The organism is Microbacterium sp. ZW T2_14, assembly GCF_044987405.1.
GTDB lineage: Bacteria > Actinomycetota > Actinomycetes > Actinomycetales > Microbacteriaceae > Microbacterium.
Genome location: NZ_JBJDRK010000031.1, coordinates 35,135 through 58,770, shown reverse-complemented (window position 1 = coordinate 58,770; position 23,636 = coordinate 35,135). Strand labels below are relative to the sequence as shown.

20 protein-coding genes are annotated in these 23,636 nt (G+C 70.7%); 14 read left to right on the top strand and 6 right to left on the bottom strand.

What is annotated here, in order from left to right; all coding sequences use genetic code 11:
- The first annotated feature begins 4 nt into the window (after window positions 1-4).
- Window positions 5-1,864: a phospho-sugar mutase gene (locus tag ACI3KY_RS11970; protein WP_404930396.1), complete on the top strand. Its 1,860-nt coding sequence runs from the start codon at window positions 5-7 to the stop codon at window positions 1,862-1,864.
- Between the two features lie 230 nt (window positions 1,865-2,094).
- Here the strand turns inward: ACI3KY_RS11970 and ACI3KY_RS11965 are convergent, their stop codons facing one another.
- The 5 genes from ACI3KY_RS11965 to ACI3KY_RS11945 form a co-directional block, all read right to left on the bottom strand.
- A complete protein-coding gene (locus tag ACI3KY_RS11965; protein ID WP_404930394.1) occupies window positions 2,095-3,003 on the bottom strand; it encodes an ATP-binding cassette domain-containing protein in 909 nt (302 codons plus the stop codon).
- Complete coding sequence (locus ACI3KY_RS11960) at window positions 3,000-3,896, bottom strand: ABC transporter ATP-binding protein (RefSeq protein WP_404930393.1); 897 nt, start codon at window positions 3,894-3,896, stop codon at window positions 3,000-3,002. The genes ACI3KY_RS11965 and ACI3KY_RS11960 overlap by 4 nt, the downstream gene beginning before the upstream one ends.
- Window positions 3,893-4,765, bottom strand: coding sequence for an ABC transporter permease (locus tag ACI3KY_RS11955; protein ID WP_404930392.1), 873 nt, complete (start codon window positions 4,763-4,765; stop codon window positions 3,893-3,895). Before ACI3KY_RS11955 ends, ACI3KY_RS11960 begins: the two co-directional genes overlap by 4 nt.
- A complete protein-coding gene (locus tag ACI3KY_RS11950; RefSeq protein ID WP_404930391.1) occupies window positions 4,762-5,721 on the bottom strand; it encodes an ABC transporter permease in 960 nt (319 codons plus the stop codon). The genes ACI3KY_RS11955 and ACI3KY_RS11950 overlap by 4 nt, the downstream gene beginning before the upstream one ends.
- Before the next feature lie 97 nt (window positions 5,722-5,818).
- Window positions 5,819-7,402, bottom strand: coding sequence for an ABC transporter substrate-binding protein (locus ACI3KY_RS11945; protein WP_404930390.1), 1,584 nt, complete (start codon window positions 7,400-7,402; stop codon window positions 5,819-5,821).
- Window positions 7,403-7,551: 149 nt separating this feature from the next.
- Between ACI3KY_RS11945 and ACI3KY_RS11940 the strand changes: the two genes are divergently transcribed.
- Together ACI3KY_RS11940 and ACI3KY_RS11935 are read left to right on the top strand one after the other, a co-directional pair.
- Window positions 7,552-8,136, top strand: a complete 585-nt coding sequence (locus ACI3KY_RS11940; protein WP_404930389.1) for a GNAT family N-acetyltransferase — start codon at window positions 7,552-7,554, stop codon at window positions 8,134-8,136.
- A 626-nt stretch (window positions 8,137-8,762) separates the two neighbouring features.
- Window positions 8,763-9,623 carry a hypothetical protein gene (locus tag ACI3KY_RS11935; protein WP_404930388.1) on the top strand — a complete coding sequence of 287 codons (861 nt, stop codon included), beginning with the start codon at window positions 8,763-8,765 and terminating at the stop codon, window positions 9,621-9,623.
- Window positions 9,624-10,139: 516 nt separating this feature from the next.
- On the opposite strand, the gene ACI3KY_RS11930 is transcribed toward ACI3KY_RS11935, so the two are convergent.
- The gene (locus ACI3KY_RS11930; RefSeq protein ID WP_404930387.1) at window positions 10,140-11,987 is read right to left on the bottom strand and encodes a BglG family transcription antiterminator; all 1,848 of its coding nucleotides are present in this window, start codon (window positions 11,985-11,987) and stop codon (window positions 10,140-10,142) included.
- A gap of 320 nt (window positions 11,988-12,307) precedes the next feature.
- On the opposite strand from ACI3KY_RS11930, the gene ACI3KY_RS11925 reads away from it, so the two are divergent.
- From ACI3KY_RS11925 to ACI3KY_RS11875, 11 genes are all read left to right on the top strand, one after another.
- Window positions 12,308-12,664: a PTS sugar transporter subunit IIB gene (locus ACI3KY_RS11925; RefSeq protein ID WP_404930386.1), complete on the top strand. Its 357-nt coding sequence runs from the start codon at window positions 12,308-12,310 to the stop codon at window positions 12,662-12,664.
- A gap of 45 nt (window positions 12,665-12,709) precedes the next feature.
- Window positions 12,710-12,988, top strand: a complete 279-nt coding sequence (locus ACI3KY_RS11920) for an HPr family phosphocarrier protein (RefSeq protein ID WP_404930385.1) — start codon at window positions 12,710-12,712, stop codon at window positions 12,986-12,988.
- A gap of 1 nt (window position 12,989) precedes the next feature.
- A complete protein-coding gene (ptsP, locus tag ACI3KY_RS11915) occupies window positions 12,990-14,681 on the top strand; it encodes a phosphoenolpyruvate--protein phosphotransferase (protein WP_404930384.1) in 1,692 nt (563 codons plus the stop codon).
- 43 nt (window positions 14,682-14,724) lie between these two features.
- Complete coding sequence (locus ACI3KY_RS11910; protein WP_404930383.1) at window positions 14,725-16,281, top strand: PTS mannitol transporter subunit IICB; 1,557 nt, start codon at window positions 14,725-14,727, stop codon at window positions 16,279-16,281.
- Between the two features lie 145 nt (window positions 16,282-16,426).
- Window positions 16,427-16,864 (top strand): PTS sugar transporter subunit IIA, encoded by a 438-nt coding sequence (locus ACI3KY_RS11905; protein WP_404930382.1) that lies wholly within the window; start codon window positions 16,427-16,429, stop codon window positions 16,862-16,864.
- On the top strand, window positions 16,864-18,018 hold the full coding sequence (locus ACI3KY_RS11900; protein ID WP_404930381.1) for a mannitol-1-phosphate 5-dehydrogenase: 1,155 nt from the start codon (window positions 16,864-16,866) through the stop codon (window positions 18,016-18,018). The genes ACI3KY_RS11905 and ACI3KY_RS11900 overlap by 1 nt, the downstream gene beginning before the upstream one ends.
- Window positions 18,019-18,063: 45 nt before the next feature.
- Window positions 18,064-18,894, top strand: a complete 831-nt coding sequence (locus tag ACI3KY_RS11895; RefSeq protein WP_404930380.1) for an alpha/beta hydrolase — start codon at window positions 18,064-18,066, stop codon at window positions 18,892-18,894.
- Window positions 18,895-19,095: 201 nt separating this feature from the next.
- Window positions 19,096-19,818, top strand: coding sequence for a TSUP family transporter (locus ACI3KY_RS11890; protein ID WP_404930378.1), 723 nt, complete (start codon window positions 19,096-19,098; stop codon window positions 19,816-19,818).
- A 148-nt stretch (window positions 19,819-19,966) separates the two neighbouring features.
- Window positions 19,967-21,466, top strand: a complete 1,500-nt coding sequence (locus ACI3KY_RS11885; protein ID WP_404930377.1) for a flavin-containing monooxygenase — start codon at window positions 19,967-19,969, stop codon at window positions 21,464-21,466.
- Complete coding sequence (locus tag ACI3KY_RS11880) at window positions 21,463-22,509, top strand: bile acid:sodium symporter family protein (protein ID WP_404930376.1); 1,047 nt, start codon at window positions 21,463-21,465, stop codon at window positions 22,507-22,509. The genes ACI3KY_RS11885 and ACI3KY_RS11880 overlap by 4 nt, the downstream gene beginning before the upstream one ends.
- Window positions 22,506-23,570 (top strand): SDR family oxidoreductase, encoded by a 1,065-nt coding sequence (locus ACI3KY_RS11875; RefSeq protein ID WP_404930375.1) that lies wholly within the window; start codon window positions 22,506-22,508, stop codon window positions 23,568-23,570. Before ACI3KY_RS11880 ends, ACI3KY_RS11875 begins: the two co-directional genes overlap by 4 nt.
- The last annotated feature ends 66 nt before the right edge of the window (window positions 23,571-23,636 follow it).

Here is a 23,636-nt window from a genome sequence, read left to right as displayed (position 1 = left end):
CCGCATGAACCGCGTGCTCGTCGCGCAGGCCGCCGCGGGGCTCGCCGCCTACGTGCGCGCGCAGGCCGGGCTGCCGCCGGTCGGAGCGGGGGCGGCCGCGTCGGCCCCCGGGCTGGAGGAGCTGGACGCGGAGGATGCCGCGCCGCACGCGGATGCGGAGGATGCCGCTTCTGGCGCCCCGGCGGGCGAGGAGGCCGGGTCGAACACGGACGCGGCAACGGACGCCGCGGCCGACGACGCAGCCGTCGCCCTCGGGCCGCTCGATGCGGACACGGTGGATGCCGGGACCGACGACGAGCCGGAGGCGACGGACGCCGCCGGCGCCGGGGTGGCCCATGACGCGCCCGACGAGGCGTCCGCGCCCGACGAGCCGTCCGCGCCCGAGCTCACCGCTGCGCCATCGGCCGATGCCCTCGAGGCGGAGGGACCGGAGGTCCCCGGCATCCTCGATGATGCACCGATCGTCGTGATCGGCTACGACGGGCGACGCAACTCCGATGTGTTCGCCCGCGACTCGGCGGAGATCTTCGCGGGCGCAGGGCTCCGCGCCATCCTGCTCCCCCGGCTGCTGCCCACCCCTGTGCTCGCCTTCGCGGTACGGCACTTCGGCGCCGCAGCCGGGGTCATGGTGACCGCCAGCCACAACCCGCCCGACGACAACGGCTACAAGGTGTACCTGGGCGGCGTCGACGACGGCTCGCAGATCGTCGCTCCCGCCGACGCCGAGATCGCGGCGCACATCGCCCAGGTGGCCGAGGCGGGCGACATCAGCACCCTGCCCCGCTCGCTCGCGTTCGAGGTGGCGACCGAGGACGTGGTCGACGACTACATCGCGGCGACCGCGGCCGTGGCGCCCGCTCCTGCAGGCGCGGAAGGGCTCAGCTGGGTCTACACCGCGATGCACGGCGTGGGGTGGGAGACGCTGTCGCGCATCCTCCCCGCCGCCGGCTACCCGGAGCCGGTGCCGGTTTCGGCGCAGCTCGAGCCGGACGGGACGTTTCCGACCGTCGCCTTCCCCAATCCGGAGGAGCCGGGCGCCATGGACCTCGCGTTCGAGGCCGCCCGGGCAGCGGACGCCGAGCTCGTGATCGCGAACGATCCGGACGCCGACCGGCTCGCCGTCGCCCTGCCCGACGACACCGCCGAGGATGGCTGGCGCCGGCTGACCGGCAACGAGGTCGGGCTGCTGCTCGGCTGGCGCGCCGCGCGACTCGCGACCGCCGACGGCCCCGCGCCCGAGGGCGCCTCACTCGCCTGCTCGCTCGTCTCATCGCCGGGTCTGCAGACGGTCGCGGAGCACTACGGCCTCGACTTCCACGCCACGCTGACCGGCTTCAAGTGGATCTCGCGCGCCCCCGGCATCGTGTTCGGTTTCGAGGAGGCCCTCGGCTACCTCGTGAATCCCGGGACCGTGCGTGACAAGGACGGCATCTCCGCGGCGGTGGCGATCCTCGGCATGGTCGCCGAGGCACGCGGTCGCGGCGCGACGCTCGCCGACCTCCTCACCGAGTTCGAGGAGCAGTTCGGCGCTTTCGCGAGCGACCAGATCTCGATCCGCGTCGACGACGTGTCGCAGATCACGGGGATCATGACGGCGCTGCGGGCGCGGCATCCGCAGTCCGTCGGAGATGTCGCGGTGGATCGCATCGACGATCTGGAGCAGGGCGTCGACGACCTGCCGCCCGGCGACGTGCTGCGGCTGTGGCTCGTCGACGGCTCGCGCGTCGTCGTGCGCCCGAGCGGCACCGAGCCGAAGCTCAAGCTCTACCTCGACGTGCGCGGCGACTCCCGCGCGGACGCCGCCGCGCGCATCACCGCGCTGGCAGACGGCGCCCGGGCGCTCCTCGCCGAGTACGGCGGCTGATCGACCGGAACCTTGCCCCGCGGTCGCTGGCGCTCCCCCGCCCACCGACCAGCGCTTCGCCCTCGGTCGTTGAGCGAGCGAGGAACGAGCGAGACGAAACGCCGCCGAAGATTGCGCGGCGTCACGGCGTTTCGTCTCGGTCGCTGGCGCTCCCTCGCTCAACGACCGGCACACGGCCCCGCGGTCGCTGGCGCTCCCTCGCCCACCGACCGGGAGGCCGCGCATCTGCCTCAGCGGAGGACGAAGTGTCCGGGTGAGACCTCGGCGAGGGCGGTGCCGTCGGGTTCGAGACCGACGAGATCGGGCCGCGTCGAGATGCGCTCGAGCCGGCGGCGCGCCTGCACCGGATCGATCGACAGCGCGGCGTCGAGCAGGTGGCGCGTGTAGGCGTGCTGCGGCGATGCGAACACCTCGGCGGTCGGTCCGAGCTCGACGATGCGGCCGCGGTTCATCACGGCCGTGCGTGTGGCGATCTCCCGCACGACCGAGAGGTCGTGCGAGATGAACAGGTAGGTCAGCTCCAGCTCCCGCTGCAGCCGCAGGAGGAGATCGGTGACCTGCGCCTGGATGGACATGTCGAGCGCCGAGAGCGGCTCGTCGCACACCACGAAGCCTGGACGCACGGCGATGGCCCGCGCGATCACGATGCGCTGGCGCTGCCCGCCCGAGAACGCGCGGGGGCGTCGGTCGACGGCATCCCCGTCGATCCCCACGGCCGCGAGCGCCTCGATCGCCTGTGCGCGCGAGTCGCCGCCGGGCGCGAGTACGGTGAGCGGTTCCATGACGTTCTGCAGCGCTGTGCGGTGCGGGTTGAGGGACGAGAACGGATCCTGGAAGATGACCTGCATCGACCGGTGGTAGGGCGCCCGTCGGGAGCGCGGGAGCGACGTGAGGTCGACGCCGTCGTAGGTCACCGTGCCGCTCGTCGGCTCGTCCATCTGCAGGATGCTGCGACCCAGCGTGGACTTGCCGCTCCCGGACTCCCCCACCAGCGCGAGCGTCTCGCCGCGGCGGATCGTCAGATCCACGCCGTCGACGGCCCGCACGGTCCCGGTCGTCCGCCCCCAGGCGTTGCGCAAGGGAAAGGTCTTCACGAGCGCGTCGACGCGCACGAGATCGTCCATCGCCTGCTCGCTCATGCGTCCGCCTCCTCCGGTGAGGGCTCCGTGGGCGCGGCACCCAACAGCTCCTTCGTGTACGGATGCCGCGGCTCGCGGAAGACGCGATCGACATCGCCCGACTCCACGATGCGGCCGTCCTTCATCACGAGCACGTCGTCGCAGACGGCGGCGACGACGGCGAGATCGTGCGTGACGATGAGCACGGTGAGCGAGCGCTCCGACTGGAGCGTCCGCAGCAGCGCGAGGATCTGCGCCTGGATCGTCGCATCGAGCGCGGTCGTCGGCTCGTCCGCGAGGAGCAGCTCCGGGCGCGCGAGCAGGGCCATCGCGATCATGGCGCGCTGGCGCATGCCGCCCGAGAGCTCGTGCGGGTAGCGCGACAGCACGCGGTCGGGGTCGGGGATGCGCACCGCGACCAGCGCCTCGCGCGCGAACGCCGTCGCCTGGCGGCGCCCGACGCGCTGGAACCGCTGCGCGACCTCGACGAGGTGCGCGCCGATCCGCACGAGGGGGTTGAACGAGGTCATCGGGTCCTGGAACACCATCGCCGCCGGCAGCCGCTCCCGCGACGCCGCTGAGGTGATGTCGCGACCGTCGAGGACCACGCGCCGCCACTCGCGGGTCGCACCGTCGGGCAGGATGCCCATGAGCGCGCGCAGCAGCATCGTCTTGCCCGAGCCGGACTCGCCCACGATGCCGACGACGCGGCCCCGCGGCACCTCGAACGAGACGTCGTCGAGCACGCGCACTCGCCCGCCGGTGCGGCCGGCGAGATCCACGTCGAGCCCTTCGACACTCAGCAGCACATCGCCGAGCTCAGCGGGCGAGGGCGGGGTCGCGGCTGGGCGCACGCGGCCGGAGGCTCCGCGCGACGCGCCAGCGGCGGGTGGAGGGGCCGTGGGGACCGTCATGACGCTCCTCCTTCGCTGACGGTCTGCCGCAGCGCGTCGCCGAGGACGTTGAACGACAGCACGGTGAGCAGGATCAGGATGCCCGGGATGAGCGCGAGGTACGGCGCGGTCTGCAGACTGCCCTGCGCCGATTCGAGCAGGCTTCCCCACGACGCCATCGGGGGCTGGATGCCGAGACCCAGGAAGCTCAGCGCCGACTCGGTGAGGATCGCGGTCGAGATGCTCGCCGTCGCCGCGACGATGATGGTGGGCGACGCATCGGGCACCACGTGACGCCACACCACGAGCTCGCGCCGCACGCCGACGTAGCGGGCGTACCGGACGAATGCGCGCTCCCGCAGGCTCAGCGTCTCGGCGCGGACGAGGCGTGCCGTGGGCATCCACGAGAAGGCGCCGATGACGAAGATGATCGTCCAGAGCCCGGGCTTCAGGAACACGCTGGCGACGATCACGAGCACCATCCACGGGATCGACGAGAGGAAGTCGACGAACCGCATCAGCAGGTCGTCGATCCGGCCGCCCGCATAACCCGCGATGAGGCCGACGACGACGCCGATCACGGTTGCCGCCGTCATCGCCAGGATGCCGACGGTCAGCGAGATGCGCCCGCCGTAGACCACGCGTGAGAAGTAGTCGCGCCCGAGCTCGTCGGTGCCGAACCAGTGCGCGGCGCTCGGTGGCTGCCAGCGGATCGCGAGGTCGGTCGCGGTCGGATCCAGCGGCAGCAGTGGCGCCAGCAGCGACACCGCGGCCACGATCACGAGGAACGCGATGGCCAGGAGGGACGTGATCGAACGGAACGAGCGCGTGCGGTGCACGAGCGTGTTCGCGTCGATGGCGGCGGCGACGTTGGGAGTGGTGGCGGTCATGAGCCCGCTCCGATCCGGATGCGCGGGTCGACGACGACGTAGAGGATGTCGGCGATGAGGTTGCCGACGATCACGAGCACCGCCGACAGCAGCAGCACCGCGAGCACGACCGGGTAGTCGAGGCTGCGGGTCGCCGTGAGGAAGTAGGGGCCGATGCCGGGCCAGCCGAAGATCGACTCGGTGACGATGGCGCCGGTGACGAGGATGGGCAGCGCGAGACCGAGCTGCGTGATGATCGGCAGCATCACGTTGCGCCCGACGTGACGGGTGAGCACCTCGCGGCGCGTCGCTCCGAACCCGCGCTGCACGAGCACGTAGTCCTGCGACAGCTGGCTGATGGTCGCGGCTCGCACATACCGGGCGAGCTCCGGGAAGAACGCGACCACGAGCACGAGGAACGGCATCACGAAGTGCATCAGGAAGTCGACCGGATCGCCCTGTCTGCCCACGGAGTGCATGCCGATGATCGGGAACCACCGCAGCTGGTAGCCGAAGACGTAGATGACCAGCAGCGCGAACCAGAACGACGGCGTCGCGATGCCGATGCCCGCGAGGCCGTCGATCGCCTTGTCGACGACCGTGCCACGACGGGAGCCGGCGATGAGCCCCAGCACCACGGCGATCACGAGAGCGGCGACATAGGCGGGCGCCACCAGCATGATCGTGTTGGGGATCCGGGCGGCGAGCTCTTCGGAGATCGGGTGCCGGCTTACAAGCGAGTAGCCCAGATCACCCTGCACGACGCGGGAGAGCCAGAGCCCGTACTGCAGCACGATGGGCTGGTCGAGACCGTAGCGCGCGCGCATCGCCGCCTGCGTCTCCTCCGACATCTGCGGCGTCGTGATCGTGTCGACCACGTCATACGGCGCCGCGTGCAGCAGCGCGAAGACGACGAACGTCACCAGCAGCAGCATCGGCACGACCTGCAGCAGGCGCCGCAGGATGTAGACACCCATCGTTCTCCTTCCCCGCTGGAACGGATGCCGGGTCGCAACCCGCCGGACATGCCGATGTCACGGGCACCCGCGGCGGGGTGCCCGTGACATCAGTGGCTCACTGCTCGGTGAGCTGTCCGAAGTTCTCGAACGTGTAGATCGGGACGGTCTTCGCGTCGTCGACGCCGCCGATCCGCGGGTTCACCGCGAGGATCTTGAGGTTGTCGGCGAGCGGGAACATGACGGCGTCCTCGGCGATCTGCGCCTGCAGGTCGGCGTAGATCGAAGCGCGCGCATCGGGGTCGAGCTCGACGGCGCCCTGGTCGAACAGCGCGTCCGTGGCCGGATTGGAGTACGAGAAGTAGTTCGCCGAGGCGCCCGTGCGGTACAGCAGGCTGTACGCGTCCGGGTCCTGACCCATGATGTAGCCGCCCAGGAACGCGTCGTACTGCGAGTCGGCGCCCTTCTGGATCTCGTCGAAGACCGCCGCAGGCTCGATGCCGGCGAGCTCCACGGTGATGCCGGCATCCTGCAGCTGCTCCTGGATGAGGGTCGCCTCGGTGGTCTGCGCGGGATCGGCACCGGCGTACGCCAGCGTGATGGAGAGGTCCGAGACGCCGGCCTCGTCGAGGAGGGCTGCCGAGGCATCCGCGTCCTGCTCGTACTTCTCGACGTCCTCGGTCGCGAACGCATTGCTCGGCGGGAGGATCGTGTACGCGTTCTCGTAGTAGTCGTCGCTCAGGAACGCCGCGGTGTTGATCTCGTCGCGGTCCAGCGCGAAGAAGATCGCCTGGCGCACCTTCGGGTCGGTGAGCTTGGCGGCGTTGAGGCCGACGTAGGCGACGCGGCCCTCCGCATACGGGTAGATGTTCAGGCCGGCGCCCTCGAGCTCCGTGATCTGTGCGGGCGTCGCGAACGAGGCATCCACCTCACCGGTCTGCAGCGCCGTCTTCGTGGTGTCGGCGTCCGCGACGATGCGCAGGGTGACCTTGGGGATCTTGGGCGCGTCGCCGAAGTAGTTCTCGTTCGCCTCGAACGTGAGGTACTGGCCGCGCTCGTACTCGGTCAGCTTGTAGGGACCGGAGCCCACCGCGATCGGGTCGAGCTCCGACACCGAGAAGTCGGTGACGTCGCCGTACACGTGCTCCGGGATGATGTACGTCTCGGTGGCGATGTTGCTGAGCGCCGCGGCGCTCACGCTCGGCAGGTGGAAGACGACGGTGAGCTCGTCGGTCGCCTCGGCCGTGATGGGCTGGTCGCCGACGTACAGCAGGTCGGCGTTGCCGTTCTCGCGGACCGCCTTGTTCGTGTAGGTGAAGACGACGTCCTCGGACGTCAGCGGCTCGCCGTCGGACCAGGTCAGGCCGTCCTTCAGGGTGACGGTGACCGACAGGCCGTCCTCGGCCGGCTCGATCGACTCGGCGAGCTCGTTCACGACGGTGCCGTCGCCCTCGACCCGCGCCAGCGGCGAGTAGACGAGGTTCGTGACGGTGAGACCCCAGCGGTCCGCGACGTTGATCGGGTTGAGCGAGGTCGGGTCGCTCGCGATCGCGTAGGTGAACTGTCCGGTCGCCTCGGCGCTGGTCGTCTCGGGTGCCGCGTCGCCCTGTGCGCAGGCCGCCAGTCCGATGGTGGCCGCCAGGGTCAGGGCGATGGGCGCGATCACTCGCCGTCTCGTCTTCGCGAGCTCGTGGGTCTTCATCGTGTTTCGAGTCCTCTTCGCTGTGCATACGCCCGAATGGACGCACTGTTCGAGCCTAGGTCGGCCTGCGGGAGAGAGGCTCCGATCGGGCGAAGAATTGCGAAGTATGTCGACGCGGGGGCAGGCACATCGAGTCCTAAGCTCGAGGGATGCTGCTCACCCTGCCCATCGCCCTGGAGAACGCGTACGTGCGCCTCGAACCGCTCGCGCCCGAGCACGAGGCCGATCTCGCGGCGGCCGCCGAGGGGCTCGAACACACCTGGTACACCTCGGTGCCGCGTCCCGACGGGATCGCCGCCGACATCGCGCAGCGGCTGGCATGGCGGGACGAGGGCCACATGAACCCGTGGGCCGTGCGCCGTCTCGACACCGGCCGCGTGGTGGGCACCACGACCTTCTGCAACATCGACCAGCCGAACCGCCACGTCGAGATCGGCCACACCTGGATCGGACGCGAGGCGCAGCGCACCGCCGTCAACACGGCGTCCAAGCTGTTGCTGCTCGGCCACGCGTTCGAGGCGTGCGACGCGATCGCCGTCGAGTTCCGCACGCACTGGCACAACCGCCAGTCGCGCGCCGCCATCGCCCGGCTCGGCGCCCGGCAGGACGGCGTGCTGCGCAACCACCGGCTCGGCCCGGACGGCACGCTCCGCGACACCGTCGTCTTCTCGATCCTTCCGCACGAGTGGCCCGCGGTGCGCCTCGGCCTCACCGAGCGGCTCGCGCGCGGCTGACCCGGGCGGCCGGCATCCGTTCGACCCCACCGTCCGGTCTCCGGGGTTTGGGGCGCACCGCGCGCCCGGGGTTTGGGGCGCACCGCGCGCACTTGGGGCGCACCGCGTACGCCCCGAACGTTCGCCGTGCGCCCCGAACCCGAAGGCCCTCCGCAGCGCACCGCGCCGTACCGTCCCCCGACCACAGGTTCGCAGCATCCGTCCACTCCCGGGTTTGGGGCGCACCGCGCGCACTCGGGGCGCACCGCGTACGCCCCAAATGTTCGCCGGGCGCCCCGAACCCGAAGGCCCGCCGCAGCGCACCGCGCCGTGCCGTCAACCGACCACAGGTTCGCAGCATCCGTCCACTCCCGGGTTTGGGGCGCACCGCGCGCACTCGGGGCGCACCGCGTACGCCCCGAACGTTCGCCGTGCGCCCCAAACCCGGGGAAGTGCGACGGATGCCGCAGAGGGCGCCCTTCCTCCCCAGGCGGGTCGTTGTCCACAGGCGACGATTCCGGCTCACACGGAAGCGGCGTTCGTCCGAGACTCGCGGTGTGGCTCACCTCGTGGTTCTCCGACGCGACGAACTTCTGGCAACGATGACGGCCCGGCAGCTCGGTTCGGCCGTCCGGTCAGGCGAACTCATGCGCCTTCGCCTCGCCATCTACGTCCGGGCTGCTGACTGGAAAGCCGCCAAGCCCGAGGCGCGCGTCGTCGCTCGCGGTCGTGCCCTCGCGCTCACCGCCGCGGCGCGGCCGGTTGCGTCGCACGAAACGGCGGCCGCCGCGCACGGACTGCCTCTCTATCGGGCGGATCCCCGTCGCGTGCACGTCATCGCGCCCGACGCACGACCAGGCGCCGCGGGCGGCGTGATCCGCCACCGCGGAGAACTGACGGACGACGACGTCGTCGAGATCGACGGCATGACGGTGACCTCGCTGGCACGCACCGTGTCCGATATCGCGCGCACGGCCTCGTTCGAGCAGGCGGTCACGGTGGCTGACGCCGCGCTCCGCCGGCAATTCGTGAGTGGTGCGGGCGAGTACGACTTCGATGGCGCAGAACGATTCCGGCAGGCGTCGCTCGTGATCGCTCAGCGATCGGCCCACGGACTCACCCGTGCTCGCCGCGTCCTCGATTTCGCCGATGGGCGTGCGCAGCTCCCGGGTGAGAGCATCAGCCGGATCCGGCTCCGCGAGATCGGGTTCCGTGTGATCGAGCTGCAGGTCCCGGTGCCGGGGCGAGGCATCCATCCGTACTTCGTCGATTTCGGTCTGGAGGACGCCCACGCCTTCGGCGAGTTCGACGGGGCGATCAAGTATGTCGACGGGAAGATCCTCGACGGCCGAACGTCGTCACAGGTGTTCGACGAGGAGAAGCAGCGCGAAGACTGGATCCGCGGCACCACCCAGCGTCCGTACGCGCGGTGGGGGTGGCCCCACCTCACGACGGCCGCGGACTTGAGGACGCGGCTCGAGGCCTTCCGCATCCAGCCCCCGCGCTGACGTCCTCGCACGTTTGGAGCGCACGGGGCGGGGCGCATCTGGGGCGCACGCCCCGAATGTTCACGCTGCGCCCCGAACCCGACGCACCCCGGTGTCGTCACTGGACCCAGGTTCGCAGCATCCGTCCACTCTCGGGTTTGGGGCGCACCGCGCGCACTTGGGGCGCACCGCGCACGCCCCAAATGTTCGCCAGGCGCCCCAAACCCGAAGGCCCGCCGCAGCGCACCACGCCGTGCCGTCACCCGACCACAGGTTCGCAGCATCCGTCCACTCCCCGGTTTGGGGCGTGTCGCGCGCACTTGGGGCGCACCACGCACGCCCCGAACGTTCGCTGGGCGCCCCAAACCCCAAGGCCGCCGCAGCGCACCGCGCCGTGCCGTCAACCGACCACAGGTTCGCAGCATCCGTCCACTCTCGGGGTTTGGGGCGCACCGCGCGCACTTGGGCCGCACCGCGTACGCCCCGAACGTTCGCCGTGCGCCCCAAACCCGGGGAAGGAACGACGGATGCCGCGGTTCAGCCGTCGATGACCGCGACGAGCTCGTCGAGGAAGGCGTTGAAGTCGGTGCCGCGACGCACGATGCGCTGCACGCTGTCGCGTTCGCTGAACACCTCGACGAACTGCTCGAAGACGGTCTGGAACGCCTCGCGGTCCGTCTCCGAGAACGCGACGAGCGCGACGACCTGTACCCGCCCGTCGCCCCACGCGATCGACGGGTCCGCGATGCCGATGGCGATGGCCGTGCGGGATGCCGTCATCTCGAGCGCGTGCGGCACGGCCAGGGCGTCGGTGAACGCGGTCGACGACAGGCGTTCGCGCTCGATGGTGCGCTCGACGTACCGCGCATCGATGACGCCGCGCTCGCGGAGCAGGGCGCCGAGGGTGCGGATCACGCCTTCCTCGCCCTCTGTCGCGGCGACGTCGAGGCCGCGGAGGAACGCTGACGGCTCGAAGTAGCGCTCGAGCTCGGCGCGCAGCCGCGCGAGCCGTCGCGAGCGACGGATCCGGCCCGCCGCAGCCTGCACCCGTTCGACGTCGGCATCGGTGAGGAACGGCTGGATGCGCACGATCCGCTCGTTCGTCACGGGCGGGTCGATGGTCGTGAGCACGAGGTCGGTGTCGATCGACGCCCAGTCGGGGTCGACGCGTGTCTCGACGCCGACGACCTCGACCGCCTGCCCCAGCGAGCGGTCGACGCTGGAGCGCAGCAGCTCGTGCAGGTCGTAGTAGCCGGGACACACGATGGTCGCCGTGAGGAGCTGGTCGGCACGCCGGCTGCGCTCGAGGCGTCCGCCGACGTGCATGGCGATGTAGGCGATCTCGTCGTCGGGCAGCGGGATGCCGAGGCGCTGCTGCAGGCGGCTGGCGATGAACACCGCCACCTCGAAGATCATCGGGTACGTCGACTTGAGCGAGCGCGTCAGCGGGTTGCGCGACCACGCCTGCTCGCGCGCCCGATGCAGCAGGTTCTGCACGTGCAGCGCCAGGCGCGCCACGAAGTCGTCGTGGGCGATGTCGACGAGGAACTCCTCGGCGGCGGCGTTGACCACCTCGCTCACGGCGGCTCGCACCTCGGGATCGAGGGTCGACGGTGTGCTGACGGATGCCGCGCCCTCGAGCCCGTCGGGCGCGACGACACGGGTGAGGACGAGGGTCGCGAGATGCTGCAGGTCGGCGCTGCCGAGGCGCACCCCGAGGTGCCGCTCCGAGAGGTCGGCGATGATGGCCGCCACCTGCGTCTGCGTGGGACGATCACGCCCGTTCGCCTGCTCGGCGCCGACGGCGTCGAGGGGGCGGTCCCGTGCGGTGCGATCGGCGGCGATCGCGATGTGCATCACGACGTCCGCGATGCCGATCTCGTTGACGAACCATCCGAGCTCGCCCACGCGCGCCACGAGCTCGGTCTTGAACGGACCGAACGCCTGAGCCCCGACCGACCCCTCCCCGAGCGTGCGCCGGAGGGCCGCGAGGTCGAAGGATCCGGCATCCATCTCGTCGTGCGCGAGCTTGCTCAGCAGCCGCCGCTGCGCGCCCTCGGTGCCGCGCAGCCGCGCGTGGGCGGCCGAGCGTTCGAGTGTGAGCTCCGTGCCGCCGAGGAGGCCCCGCACCCGCGCCAGGTCGCCCTCGAGCGTCGCCGGTGACACGTGCAGCGCGTCGGCCGTCTCGAAGACGTCGATGCCGTCGGGGGCGTCGAGCAGCGCGCGACCGGCTCCACACCCTGGTGCGCGCGCGTTCGCCGCGGTCACGTACGAGCGGATGCTGCGAGGAGTCACGCCGAGGGCGTCGGCGAGAGCGGATGCCGTCAGCCAGTCGCCGTCGCGCAGGAGCAGTGCGAGCACGCGATCTTGCCGGGCCCGGGTCACCAGGCCAGTCAACCACGGCGCTGTCGCCCGAGGTCCTCCGTAGCCTCATTGCGTTTCGTCTCGCTCGTTCCTCGCTCGCTCAACGACCGGAACCCGTCGTTGAGCGAGCGAGCAAACGGCTGGCCGCCGTGACCGCGACCCACCCGTCGTCGAGCGAGGCAGACCCGGCGATCGACCGGTCCTGGAGCCAGGGAGCGTCGGCGATCGAGTCGCAACGCCCGGCCCCGGCGCACGACCCGATGCGTTTCCGCCCCTGCGGAAGAAGGAGTGGTTGTCCCCTCTCAGCGTTCTCACAAGAATGTCCATGAGGAGGCGGGTCGATGAGGATCCTGGTGGTCTGCGGAGCGGGTGCCTCGAGCACCTTCGTCGCTCAGCGCGTTCGTCACGCGGCACATGCGGAGGGGCTCGACTATTCCGCGTTCGCCGGCACCGAGCAGTCGCTGCCGATCGATCTCGATGCCGCCGACGTCGTCCTGGTGGGGCCGCATCTTGCTCATGCGCTGGAGCGCATCGACCGGGATGCCGCCGCACGGGGCACGATCGTCGTTCTGCTGCCGTCCGACATCTTCGGAGATCGCGACGGCACCCGCACCCTCGCGCTGGTCCGCGCCGCGACCGGAGGCCCCGGGGGGTCGCTTCCGGCCGCGGCAGCGGACCCGCCGGACAGTCCCGACTGACCCGCCTTCCCCTGAACGCCGAGCTCACGACAGAGAGGTCACCCCATGCCACCCATCTCCCGCACCGTCCGGATCGGATCGGCGCACGGGCTGCACGCGCGGCCCGCGAAGCTGTTCGCGCAGGCGGCGAAGGATGCCGGCATCCCGATCACGATCGCGAAGGACGCCGGCGGCCCGGTCAACGGTGCCAGCATCCTTGGCGTGATCGCGCTCGGCGTGGAGCAGGGCGACTACGTGACCCTCACGGCCGACGGCGACAACGCGGATGCCACGCTCGACAGGCTCGCCGAGCTGCTCACCACCGACCACGACGCGGAGGCCTGAGATGACCGAGCTGCGAGGTGTCGGCATCGGCCTGGGCGTCGCCCAGGGGCCCGTCGCGCGCATGGCGGAGCCGGCGCCCCCTCCCTCCGACGCACCCAGCACGCTGAGCGTCGACGAAGAGAAGGCACGGGTGACGGATGCCGTCGCCGCCGTCGCCCGCGAGCTCGAGGCCCGCGGGGCGCAGGCCGGCGGCGCCGCACAGGAGGTGCTCGAGGCACAGGCGATGATGGCCGAGGACCCCACCCTCGTCGATGAGGTCGGCACGCGCCTGGCCCAGGGACGGACGGGCGAGTTCGCGGTGTTCGATGCGTTCGCGTCGTTCCGCGAGCAGCTCACCGCGCTCGGCGGCTACCTCGGCGAGCGCGCCGCGGACCTCGACGACGTCGCCCAGCGCGTCATCGCCCGGCTGCGCGGCGAGCCCGCACCGGGGGTGCCCGACCCCGGGCATCCTTTCGTGCTCGTCGCCAAGGATCTCGCGCCGGCCGACACCGCACTCCTCGACCTCGACAAGGTGCTGGCGCTGGTCACCACGGAGGGCGGTCCGACGTCGCACACGGCGATCCTCGCGCGGGAGAAGTCGATCGTCGCGATCGTCGGCGCGGCCGACGCCAAGAACCTGCGGGACGGCGAGACCGTGATCGTGGATGCCGCCGCCGGCGTCGTCACGACGGCGGCGACGCCCGACGAGCTCGAGCGGGCACAGCGCCGCGCCGAGGAGCGGGCATCCGCCTCGTCCGCGCCGATCACCGACGGCGCCCTCGCCGACGGCACGCCGGTGCCGCTGCTCGCGAACCTCGGCAAGCCCGAGGGCGCCGTCGACGCGGTGGCCCTCGGCGCCGAGGGCGTCGGGCTCTTCCGCACCGAGTTCCTCTTCCTGAGCTCGGCACAGGCACCGACCGTCGAGCAGCAGCGCGAGGCCTACACGACGCTGCTGTCGGCGTTCCCCGGCAAGAAGGTCGTCGTCCGCGTGCTCGATGCCGGCGCCGACAAGCCGCTGGCGTTCCTCAACGACGCGCACGAGGAGAACCCGGCGCTCGGGCTCCGCGGCATCCGTGCCCTGCGCGCGAGTGAAGACATTCTCCGCGAACAGCTCACCGCACTTGCCGAAGCGGATGCCGCCACCGACGCCGACCTCTGGGTCATGGCGCCGATGGTCGCGACCGTCGAGGAATCGGAGTACTTCACCGACATCGCCCGCGACTACGGCATCAAGACCGCCGGGGTCATGGTCGAGGTGCCCTCCTCGGCGCTGCTCGCCGACCGGATCCTGTCGTACACCGACTTCGCGTCGATCGGCACCAACGACCTCACGCAGTACACGATGGCGGCCGATCGGCTGCTCGGCTCGGTGGCCGCCCTCCAGGATCCGTGGCACCCGGCGGTGCTGCGGCTCATCCGCGAGGTCGGCGACGCCGGCCGGAAACACGGCAAGCCCGTCGGCATCTGCGGCGAGGCGGCGGCCGACCCGCTCCTGGCCGTGGTGCTCGTGGGCCTCGGGGCGACGAGCCTGTCGATGGCGCCCACAGCCCTCGCCGACGTGCGCGCCACGCTGCTGAAGCACACCATCGACCAGGCGCGCGACATCGCCGCCGCCGCCCTCGCCGCGTCGGACGCGGCATCCGCCCGGGCCGCGGCGCAGCAGGCCGCAGCCGGGAGCACGAGCACCACCGCCCAGACCGCGGCCACCCGATAGGCCGCCCGCAACTGCGCACAACCAGAAGAAGGAGACAGCAGACATGACAACGGCGTCTGTGCCCGCATCGGGCACCAAGAAGGCTCGGGTCGGAGTCCAGCGCTTCGGCACGTTCCTGTCCGGCATGATCATGCCGAACATCCCTGCCCTGATCGCGTGGGGCATCTTCACGGCGTTCTTCATCGCGGTCGGGTGGACCCCCGTGCCGGCCCTGGCGACGCTCGTGGGACCCTTCATCCACTACCTGCTGCCGATCCTCATCGCGTACACGGGCGGCAGCATCATCTACGGCGTGCGCGGAGGTGTCGTCGCGTCGATCGGCACATTCGGCGCGATCGCCGGGTCGGACTACCTGATCGCCCAGATCAACGCCGACTTGCCGGCCGACAACCAGCTCGGCCAGGTGCACATGTTCATCGGCGCGATGATCATGGCCCCGATCGCCGCCTACTCGATGAAGTGGCTCGACAGTCTGTGGGAGGGAAAGATCAAGGCGGGCTTCGAGATGCTCGTCAACATGTTCTCGGCCGGCATCTGGGGCTTCGTCCTCGCGATCATCGGGTTCTACCCGATCGCCTGGGTCGTCAACGGCCTCATGCAGATCCTGAGCAACGCGGTGGACTGGCTCGTCTCCATGAACCTGCTGCCCCTCACGAGCATCATCATCGAGCCCGCGAAGGTGTTCTTCCTCAACAACGCCATCAACCACGGCGTGCTGACCCCGCTCGGCATCCAGGAGTCGGCCGACACCGGCTCGTCGATCCTGTTCCTCCTCGAGGCCAACCCCGGCCCCGGCGTGGGGCTCCTGCTCGCCTTCACCTTCTTCGGGATCGGCGCGGCGCGCGCATCCGCCCCCGGTGCTGCCGTGATCCAGTTCTTCGGCGGCATCCACGAGGTCTACTTCCCGTACGCGCTGATGAAGCCGATGCTCATCCTGGCGCTGATCGCGGGCGGCATGACGGGCGTCACGACGAACATGCTCCTCGGGGGCGCCTTGCGAGCCCCGGCGGCGCCGGGCAGCATCTTCGCGGTCGTCGCTCAAGTCGCCAACAACTCGTATTTCGCCGTGCTGCTCTCGGTGGTGTTGGCGGCGACGGTGACGTTCCTGGTGTCGTGGGTCATCCTCCGGGCATCGCGCAAGCGCGACCTGGCGGCGATGGCGGCGACCGACGACGCGTTCGGCGCCGCGATCACGCAGACCGAGGCGGCCAAGGGCAAGTCCTCCGACGCGCTTGCGGGCCTGCGGGGCGGCGCTGCCACGGGCGCCGACGGCGGCATCGAGCCCGCGACCATGACGGAGCGCGAGATCAAGAGCATCGTGTTCGCGTGCGACGCGGGCATGGGTTCGTCCGCCATGGGCGCGAGCGTGCTGCGCAACAAGATCAAGAAGGCGGGCATCGAGGACGTCACCGTCGTCAACAAGGCGATCGCAGCGTTGGATGCCTCGGCCGATCTGGTCATCACCCAAAACCAGCTGACGGACCGGGCACGGCAGAAGACGCCCGGCTCGGTGCACGTGTCGGTGGACAACTTCATGAACTCGCCGCGGTACGACGAGGTCGTGGACCTGGTGCGCTCGCAGCACCAGGATGGGGTCTAGCCGAGACTGCGGTGGGGCCGGGCGGGCGCTTCATGCCCCCGGCCTCATCGCCCTCGGCCGGCCACGGCGAGCATCGCCACGGCGCAGGCCGCGGCATCCGTGATCCGTCGACGACAACCGAACGAACGATGAGAGAGGCGAAGACATGGCACGCGAGGTCCTGAGCATCGGCCAGGTGCGCATCCACTCCGGCAGCGCCACGCGCGACGAGGCGATGAAGGAGGCCGCCGACATCCTGCAGGCCGCCGGCGCCGTCACCGGCGCCTACTACGACGCCATGCTGCAGCGTGAGCAGACGGTGTCGACGTACATGGGCAACGAGCTGGCGATCCCGCACGGCACGAACGAGACGAAGGGCGAGATCCTCGAGTCCGCGCTGTCGGTGGTGCGCTACGACGGCGGCGTCGACTGGGACGGAAACCCCGTCACCTTCGTCGTCGGCATCGCCGGCAAGGGCGACGAGCACCTCGAGATCCTCTCTCAGATCGCGATCCTGTTCTCGGAGGAGGACGACGTGGCCCGGCTCAAGCAGGCGCAGAGCCCGGAGGAGCTCTTCAGTCTGGTCTCGGCGGCGGGCGTCTGATGAAGGCCGTCCACTTCGGCGCCGGCAACATCGGCCGCGGCTTCGTGGGACTCCTCCTCCACGAAGGCGGATACGAGCTCGTGTTCTCCGACGTGGCCGCACCGTTGGTCGACGCGATCAACCGCGCGTCGCAGTACACCGTGCACGAGGTGGGCGAAGGCGGGCGCGACACCGTCGTCACGGGCTTCCGCGCGATCAACAGCGCGGAGCATCCCGAGCAGGTGGTGGAAGAGATCGCAGGCGCCAACGTCGTCACGACCGCCGTCGGGCCGACGATCCTGAAGTTCGTCGCCCCGCACATCGTCGGGGGGCTCGCGCTGCGCGATCCCTCCAGCCCGCCGCTGCAGATCATGGCGTGCGAGAACGCGATCAACGCCACCGATCTGCTGCGCGACGAGATCAAGGCGCTCGCCGGCGATGCCTGGGACGCACTGGCCTCCCGTGCCGTCTTCGCGAACACCGCCGTCGACCGCATCGTGCCCGGTCAGCCCGAGGGCGGCGGCGTGGACGTCACCGTCGAGCCCTTCTTCGAGTGGGCGATCGAGCGGCCGCCGTTCGGAGACGATCCGCCCCGCATCCCCGGCGCGCACTTCGTCGACGACCTCGAACCGTATATCGAGCGCAAGCTGTTCACCGTCAACACCGGTCACGCCGCGACCGCGTACTTCGGTGCCCAGGCAGGCGTCGAAGGGATCGCGCAGGCGCTCTCCGACCCCCAGCTGTCGGCGCGCGTCGAGGCGGCGCTCGCAGAGACCTCGGCCCTTCTCGAGGCCAAGCACGGGCTCGATGCCGAGTCCCTCGCGGCCTACCGGTCGACGATCCTGAGCCGGTTCCGCAACACCGCCCTGCCCGACACCGTCTGGCGGGTCGGTCGCCAGCCGCTGCGAAAGCTCTCGCGCCACGAGCGGTTCGTCGGCCCCGCCGCCGAAGCCGCCGAGCGCGGTCTCGGCGTCGACGCGCTGGTCGACGCGATGGGCGCGGCACTGGCCTTCGACGACACGGAGGACGCCCAGTCGGTGGACCTGCAGCGGATGCTGCGGGAACAGGATGCCGCGACCTTCACGGCCTCCGTCACGGGCCTCGAGCCGGAGCATCCGCTGTTCCCCAAAGTCGAGGCCGTCGTCGCGGCGCGGCAGGCGGAACTCGGAGTCTGACCGGGCTCGCAGGTTGAGCCCTTCGCGTCGGTCTACGCTCGACCGGTGACCCCGAGCGCCCCCTCCACCGAGCCCGCACCCGACGCCGAGAGGGGGTCGGAGGCCACCGCGTCACCGGCATCCCCGCCTCGCCGGCGCGGCCTCCGGGTGCTGTGGTGGATCCTGGGCTCGCTCGGCGCCCTCATCGTGGTCGCCGCCGTCGGCATTGTGATCTGGAGCCAGGTCGGCGTCATGGCCGCCGAGCCGGAGCCGCTCGCCGAGGTGCGCGCGAACACCGCGATCGAGATCACCTACACGGACGCGGGCATCGTGCTGGCACCTGCCGGCGAGTCGGCGGACGTCGGCCTCGTGTACGTGCCCGGCGCCAAGGTCGACCCTTGGGCCTATGCCGACAAGCTGTCGGGGCTCGTCGCCGAGGACGGCGTCACCGTGGTCATCACCAAGCCCTGGCTGAACCTCGCGTTCTTCGATCTGCGGCCGCTGTCGGCCTTCACCGACCTGGCGCCCGGCGTCGACACCTGGCTCGTCGGCGGCCACTCGCTCGGCGGCGTGCGCGCATGCCAGATGGCGACGGACGCCGATGGGCTCGCGCTCTTCGGCTCCTACTGCGCGAACGACCTGTCGTCGTCGGGACTGCCGGTGATCAGCGTGTCCGGCAGCGAGGACGGGCTGTCGACGCCGGAGAAGATCGCCGACGCGCGGCCCCTCCTGCCCGAGGACGCCGAGATGCACGAGATCGAGGGCGCGAGCCACGCATCCTTCGGCGACTACGGCCCGCAGCCCGGCGACGGCACGCCGACCATCTCGGACGACGACATGCGCGCTCAGCTCACCGAACTGGTGGGAGAGTTCGCGCTCGCCACCGCCGGTCGTTGAGGCGAGGGCACTCGCGCCCGGCCTGACGCCTCGACCGGGTCAGGCGCGTTTCGTCTCGCTCGTTCCTCGCTCGCTCAACGACCGGCACCCCCGGACCCGGTCGTTTGAGCGAGGGAGCGCCAGCGACCGAGACGAAACGCCTCGAGCCGACGGACCACACCGGCCTCAACGACCGAAACCCGCCGCCTAGACTGGAATCCCGTGACCGTCATCCTCGCGGCGATCGCGGCCTTCGTCGCCGCGGTCATCCAGCGCATCACCGGCCTCGGCTTCGTGCTCGTGCTCGTCGGCCCGATCGTGCTCCTCTACGGGCCGGTCGAGGGCGTCACGATCGGCGTCCTGCTGGCGCTGGTCGCCTCTCTCGTCGCGATCCCGCTGGTGTGGCGCCAGATCGACTGGGCTCGCTCCTGGTGGCTCATCTGGCCCGGGATCCTCGCCGCCCCTTTCGGCGCCCTCCTCGTGCGCCTCCTCCCCGATGCCGCCCTCCTGCTCCTCATCGCCGCCATGGCGTACCTGGCCCTGATGGCCGGACGCATCTCGGCACTCTCCGCATCGCTGACAGGGCGCATGGGCGCCGTCGTTTCCGGCTCGGCCGCGGGCTTCATGCACGTGGCGAGCGGCCTGTCGGGTCCGCCCCTCGCCGCGTACGCGGTGGGCGACCGCTGGCCGCAGCGCAGCTTCGCCGCGAGCGCCCAGGTCATCTTCGCGGTCTTCGGCGTCGTCTCGGTCGCCTTGCGCGGGTTGCCGGTCACCCCTGCCGAAGATGTCGGCACCCTCGTCATCGCGACGATCGCCGGCATCGCGATCGGCACGATCCTCTCCCGCAACGTGTCGCCGCGCATCGCCCGGGCAGCCATGCTCGTGCTCGCGTGGGCGGGTGCGACGGTGGTGCTGGTCCGCGGCATCCTGGCACTCTTCATGTGAGCTTCCGGCAGATGCGGCGCGCCGCGTCGCTCGCGAGTGCCGGGATGTCGCGCACGGATTTCGGTTGATGCTGCTTCACGCCTAGTGTTCTGTCGGCGGAATCGTCACGCCGGCACGACGACGTGCGCACAGACGAACGTGAGGATCAATGAGCGACCATCGTTACGCCATCATCGGCGCCGGCCCCTCGGGCCTGTCGGCTGCCCGCGCCCTGCAGAAGGCCGGGATCGACTTCGACGGCTTCGAGGCATCGCGGGGTGTCGGCGGCCTCTGGGACATCGAGAACCCGCGCTCGACCATGTACGAGTCCGCGCACCTCATCTCCTCGCGCACCACGACCGAGTTCGCCGAGTTCCCGATGCGCACGGCGGCCGACTACCCGAGCCACCGCGAACTCGTCTCGTACTTCCGCGAGTTCGCCGACCACTTCGGGATCACGGAGCGGTTCCGCTTCGACACGAAGGTCACCTCGCTCGCGCGCACCGACGACGGCGGCTGGATGCTGCAGGCCGAGGGCCCTTCGACAGGCTCAGGGACCGGAGGCGGGTCAGGGACCGGTAACGGCTCAGGGACCGAGAGCGGCTCAGGGACCGACTCCGCGGGCGAGCGGACGCAGCGGCGCTACGACGGCGTGATCCTCGCGAACGGCACGCTCGCCGAGCCGAACGTGCCGGCGTTCGCCGGCGAGTTCACCGGCGAGCTCCTGCACACGAGCGCCTACAAGTCGGCGACCCAGCTGACCGGCAAGCGCGTGCTCATCATCGGCGCCGGCAACTCCGGCTGCGACATCGCCGTCGACGCGGTGCACCACGCGGCATCCGTCGACATGAGCGTGCGACGCGGCTATTACTTCGTGCCGCGTTATCTCTTCGGCAAGCCGTCCGACACGCTCAACCAGGGGCGACCGCTTCCCGCCCGTCTGAAGCAGTTCGTCGACACCAGGGTGCTGCGGGCGTTCACCGGTGACCCCGTACGGTTCGGGTTCCCGAAGCCCGACTACAAGATCTACGAGTCGCACCCGATCGTCAACACGCTCATCCTCAACCACCTCGGCCAGGGCGATCTGCGCGTCGTGCCCGACATCGACCGCTTCGACGGCCGCACCGTCCACTTCCGCGACGGCTCGTCAGGCGAGTACGACACCGTGCTCCTCGCGACCGGCTACAAGCTCGACTACCCGTTCGTCAACCGCAGCGAGCTCGCTTGGAGCGGCATGGCTCCCCGCCTGTACCTCAACGCCTTCACCCCGTCGTTCAACGGGCTGTACGTGATGGGCATGATCGAGGCATCCGGAATCGGCTGGCAGGGCCGCTACGAGCAGGCCGAACTCATCGCCGCCTACCTCGCGGCGCTCGAGCGCCGTCCTGACCGCGCCGCGGCCTTCCGCAGGCGCGTCACGAGCGAGCCCTGGCCCGATCTCACCGGCGGCTACCACTACCTCGGCCTGGAACGCATGTCGTACTACGTGAACAAGGACGCCTATCGCGGTGCGGTGCGAGCCGCCACCCGCATGCTGCGGACGGATGCCGCGGTGCCGACGCGGAGCGGACCCTTCGACAGGCTCAGGCACCGAACCAACGACGAGCCGAGGGACCGGAAGACGTCGGCGTCCGTGCGCCGGGGCGCGTCCAAGAAGGCGACGGCATGAACCCGGACGACGTCCTCCTCAACTTCAACCCGGGCACGCTCGTCGTGCTCAACATGGTGCTCGGGCTCATCATGTTCGGCATCGCCCTCGACACGACGGTCGACGACTTCAAGGTCGTCGCCCGCAAGCCGAAGCCGTTCGTCATCGCGATCCTCGCGCAACTCGTCGTGCTGCCGGCCGTGACCTTCGGGCTCACTCTGATCCTGCCCGTGACGCCGTCGATGGCGCTCGGCATGATCCTCGTGGCGTGCTGCCCGCCCGGCAACATCTCGCAGGTGCTCACGCACCGCTCCGGCGGCAACGTCGCGCTCTCGGTGTCGATGACGGCCGTGTCGAACCTCATCTACATCTTCGTCCTGCCGCTCTCGGTCGCGTTCTGGGGCTCGCTGCATCCGACCGCGCGCGAACTGCTCGTCGCCGTCGAGCTCAACCCGTGGTCGATGCTGGGCGACATCCTGCTCATCATCGGCGTGCCCTTCGCCCTCGGCCTGTTCATCCGCAACCGGTTCCCCGTCTTCGCCGGCAGGGTGCAGCCGTGGGTGAAGTGGTTCTCGCTGATCGCGCTCGTCGGCTTCATCGTGGCCGCCCTGGCGGGCAACTGGGCCTACTTCGTCGCGTTCCTCGGCATCATCATCGTCGTCGTCACCATCCACGACGCCGTGGCGCTGGGCATCGGCTACACGACCGCCGTCGTCGGCGGGCTCGGCACCCGTGAGCGCAAGGCCATGACCTTCGAGGTCGGCATCCGCAACGCCGGTCTGGGACTCGGGCTCGTCTTCGCGTTCTTCGGCGGTCTCGGCGGCATGGCCATCGTGGCCGGCTGGTGGGGCATCTGGGACATCATCGCGGGCCTCGCCGTCGCGGCCATCTGGGCGCGCCACACCAAGCGGCGCACCGGGTCGGCGAAGGGCGACGCATCGCGCCACGCGCTGCGGGGTGCGGGCGCCGGCGCCACCGGCGCCGCGGACTCCGGCGCCGCGGAAGCCGGCTCCTCGGAAGCCGGCTCCTCGGACTCCGGCTCCTCGACGGGAGCCCCGGAGTGAGCCGCGCAAGTCACACCGCCGCGGCGCGTGCTGCCGCGGCGCTCAGCAGCCTCTCGACGCAGCCGATCACCGTGACCGATCCCGCTGCGCTCGGTGTCCGCCACGAGCAGGTCCGGGTGCTGGTCACCGGAGGCGCCGGCTTCCTCGGCTCCCACGTGGCCGCCGCGCTCGTCGCGCACCCCGACGTGGAACTGGTGGTGGCCGGCGATGTGCGGCGGCCGCAGCATCCCATCGACGGCGTCGTCTACGACGACTGCGACGTGACGAGCGCCGCCGGACTGGTGCCGCTCCTCGACCGCCATCGCATCGACGTGGTCGTGCACCTCGCGGCGATCGTGAACCCCGGCCGCGATCACGACCTCGAGTACCGGGTCGACGTCGACGGCTCGCGCCACGTGCTCGAGGCGTGCGTCGAGGCGGCAGTGCGGCGCGTCGTGGTGTCCTCGTCGGGCGCGGCCTACGGCTATCACGCCGACAGCCCCGAGTGGCTGCGCGAATCCGACCCCGTGCGCGGCAACGACGAGTTCGCGTACTCCAAGCACAAGCGCCTCGTCGAGCAGCTGCTCGCCGGCTACCGCACCGCGCACCCCGAACTCGAGCAGGTGGTGTTCCGCATCGGCACGATCCTCGGGCCGACCGTGCAAAACCAGATCACCGCGCTCTGGGACGGCCCGGCGCTGCTCAAGGTGCGCGGGTCGGAGTCGCCATTCGTGTTCGTGTGGGTCGACGACGTGGCAGCCGCGATGGTGCGGGCCGCGACGTCCGGCCCTCCAGGCGTTTACAACGTGGCCGGCGACGGCCGGGTGACCGTGCCGGAGATCGCGCGACGTCTCGGCAAGCCGGTCGTGACGGTGCCGGCGGGGCTGCTCGGATTCGGACTGCGCGTGGGACGGATGCTGCGCCTCACCGTTCACGGCCCCGAACAGGTCGGCTTCCTGCGCTACCGACCGGTGCTGGCCAACGACGCGCTCAAGCGGGACTTCGGCTACACCCCCTCCAAGACGTCGTCCGAGGCTTTCGAGGCCTACCTCTCGACGCACCCCGGCGTCGTCCGCCGCTGACCCGCTACCGACTCTGCGTCGCCCCGGCTGCAGGAGGGCGCACGCCGCCGCGGTCCGGCAACAACT

Coding starts and splice junctions, on each gene's coding strand:
- ACI3KY_RS11945 (WP_404930390.1), bottom strand. CDS start 7,402: ATGAAGACCCACGAGCTCGCGAAGACGAGACGGCGAGTGATCGCGCCC.
- ACI3KY_RS11920 (WP_404930385.1), top strand. CDS start 12,710: ATGCCACCCATCTCCCGCACCGTCCGGATCGGATCGGCGCACGGGCTG.
- ACI3KY_RS11885 (WP_404930377.1), top strand. CDS start 19,967: ATGAGCGACCATCGTTACGCCATCATCGGCGCCGGCCCCTCGGGCCTG.
- ACI3KY_RS11950 (WP_404930391.1), bottom strand. CDS start 5,721: ATGGGTGTCTACATCCTGCGGCGCCTGCTGCAGGTCGTGCCGATGCTG.
- ACI3KY_RS11910 (WP_404930383.1), top strand. CDS start 14,725: ATGACAACGGCGTCTGTGCCCGCATCGGGCACCAAGAAGGCTCGGGTC.
- ACI3KY_RS11935 (WP_404930388.1), top strand. CDS start 8,763: ATGCGCCTTCGCCTCGCCATCTACGTCCGGGCTGCTGACTGGAAAGCC.
- ptsP (WP_404930384.1), top strand. CDS start 12,990: ATGACCGAGCTGCGAGGTGTCGGCATCGGCCTGGGCGTCGCCCAGGGG.
- ACI3KY_RS11970 (WP_404930396.1), top strand. CDS start 5: ATGAACCGCGTGCTCGTCGCGCAGGCCGCCGCGGGGCTCGCCGCCTAC.
- ACI3KY_RS11880 (WP_404930376.1), top strand. CDS start 21,463: ATGAACCCGGACGACGTCCTCCTCAACTTCAACCCGGGCACGCTCGTC.
- ACI3KY_RS11925 (WP_404930386.1), top strand. CDS start 12,308: ATGAGGATCCTGGTGGTCTGCGGAGCGGGTGCCTCGAGCACCTTCGTC.
- ACI3KY_RS11905 (WP_404930382.1), top strand. CDS start 16,427: ATGGCACGCGAGGTCCTGAGCATCGGCCAGGTGCGCATCCACTCCGGC.
- ACI3KY_RS11960 (WP_404930393.1), bottom strand. CDS start 3,896: ATGACGGTCCCCACGGCCCCTCCACCCGCCGCTGGCGCGTCGCGCGGA.
- ACI3KY_RS11955 (WP_404930392.1), bottom strand. CDS start 4,765: ATGACCGCCACCACTCCCAACGTCGCCGCCGCCATCGACGCGAACACG.
- ACI3KY_RS11940 (WP_404930389.1), top strand. CDS start 7,552: ATGCTGCTCACCCTGCCCATCGCCCTGGAGAACGCGTACGTGCGCCTC.
- ACI3KY_RS11965 (WP_404930394.1), bottom strand. CDS start 3,003: ATGAGCGAGCAGGCGATGGACGATCTCGTGCGCGTCGACGCGCTCGTG.
- ACI3KY_RS11900 (WP_404930381.1), top strand. CDS start 16,864: ATGAAGGCCGTCCACTTCGGCGCCGGCAACATCGGCCGCGGCTTCGTG.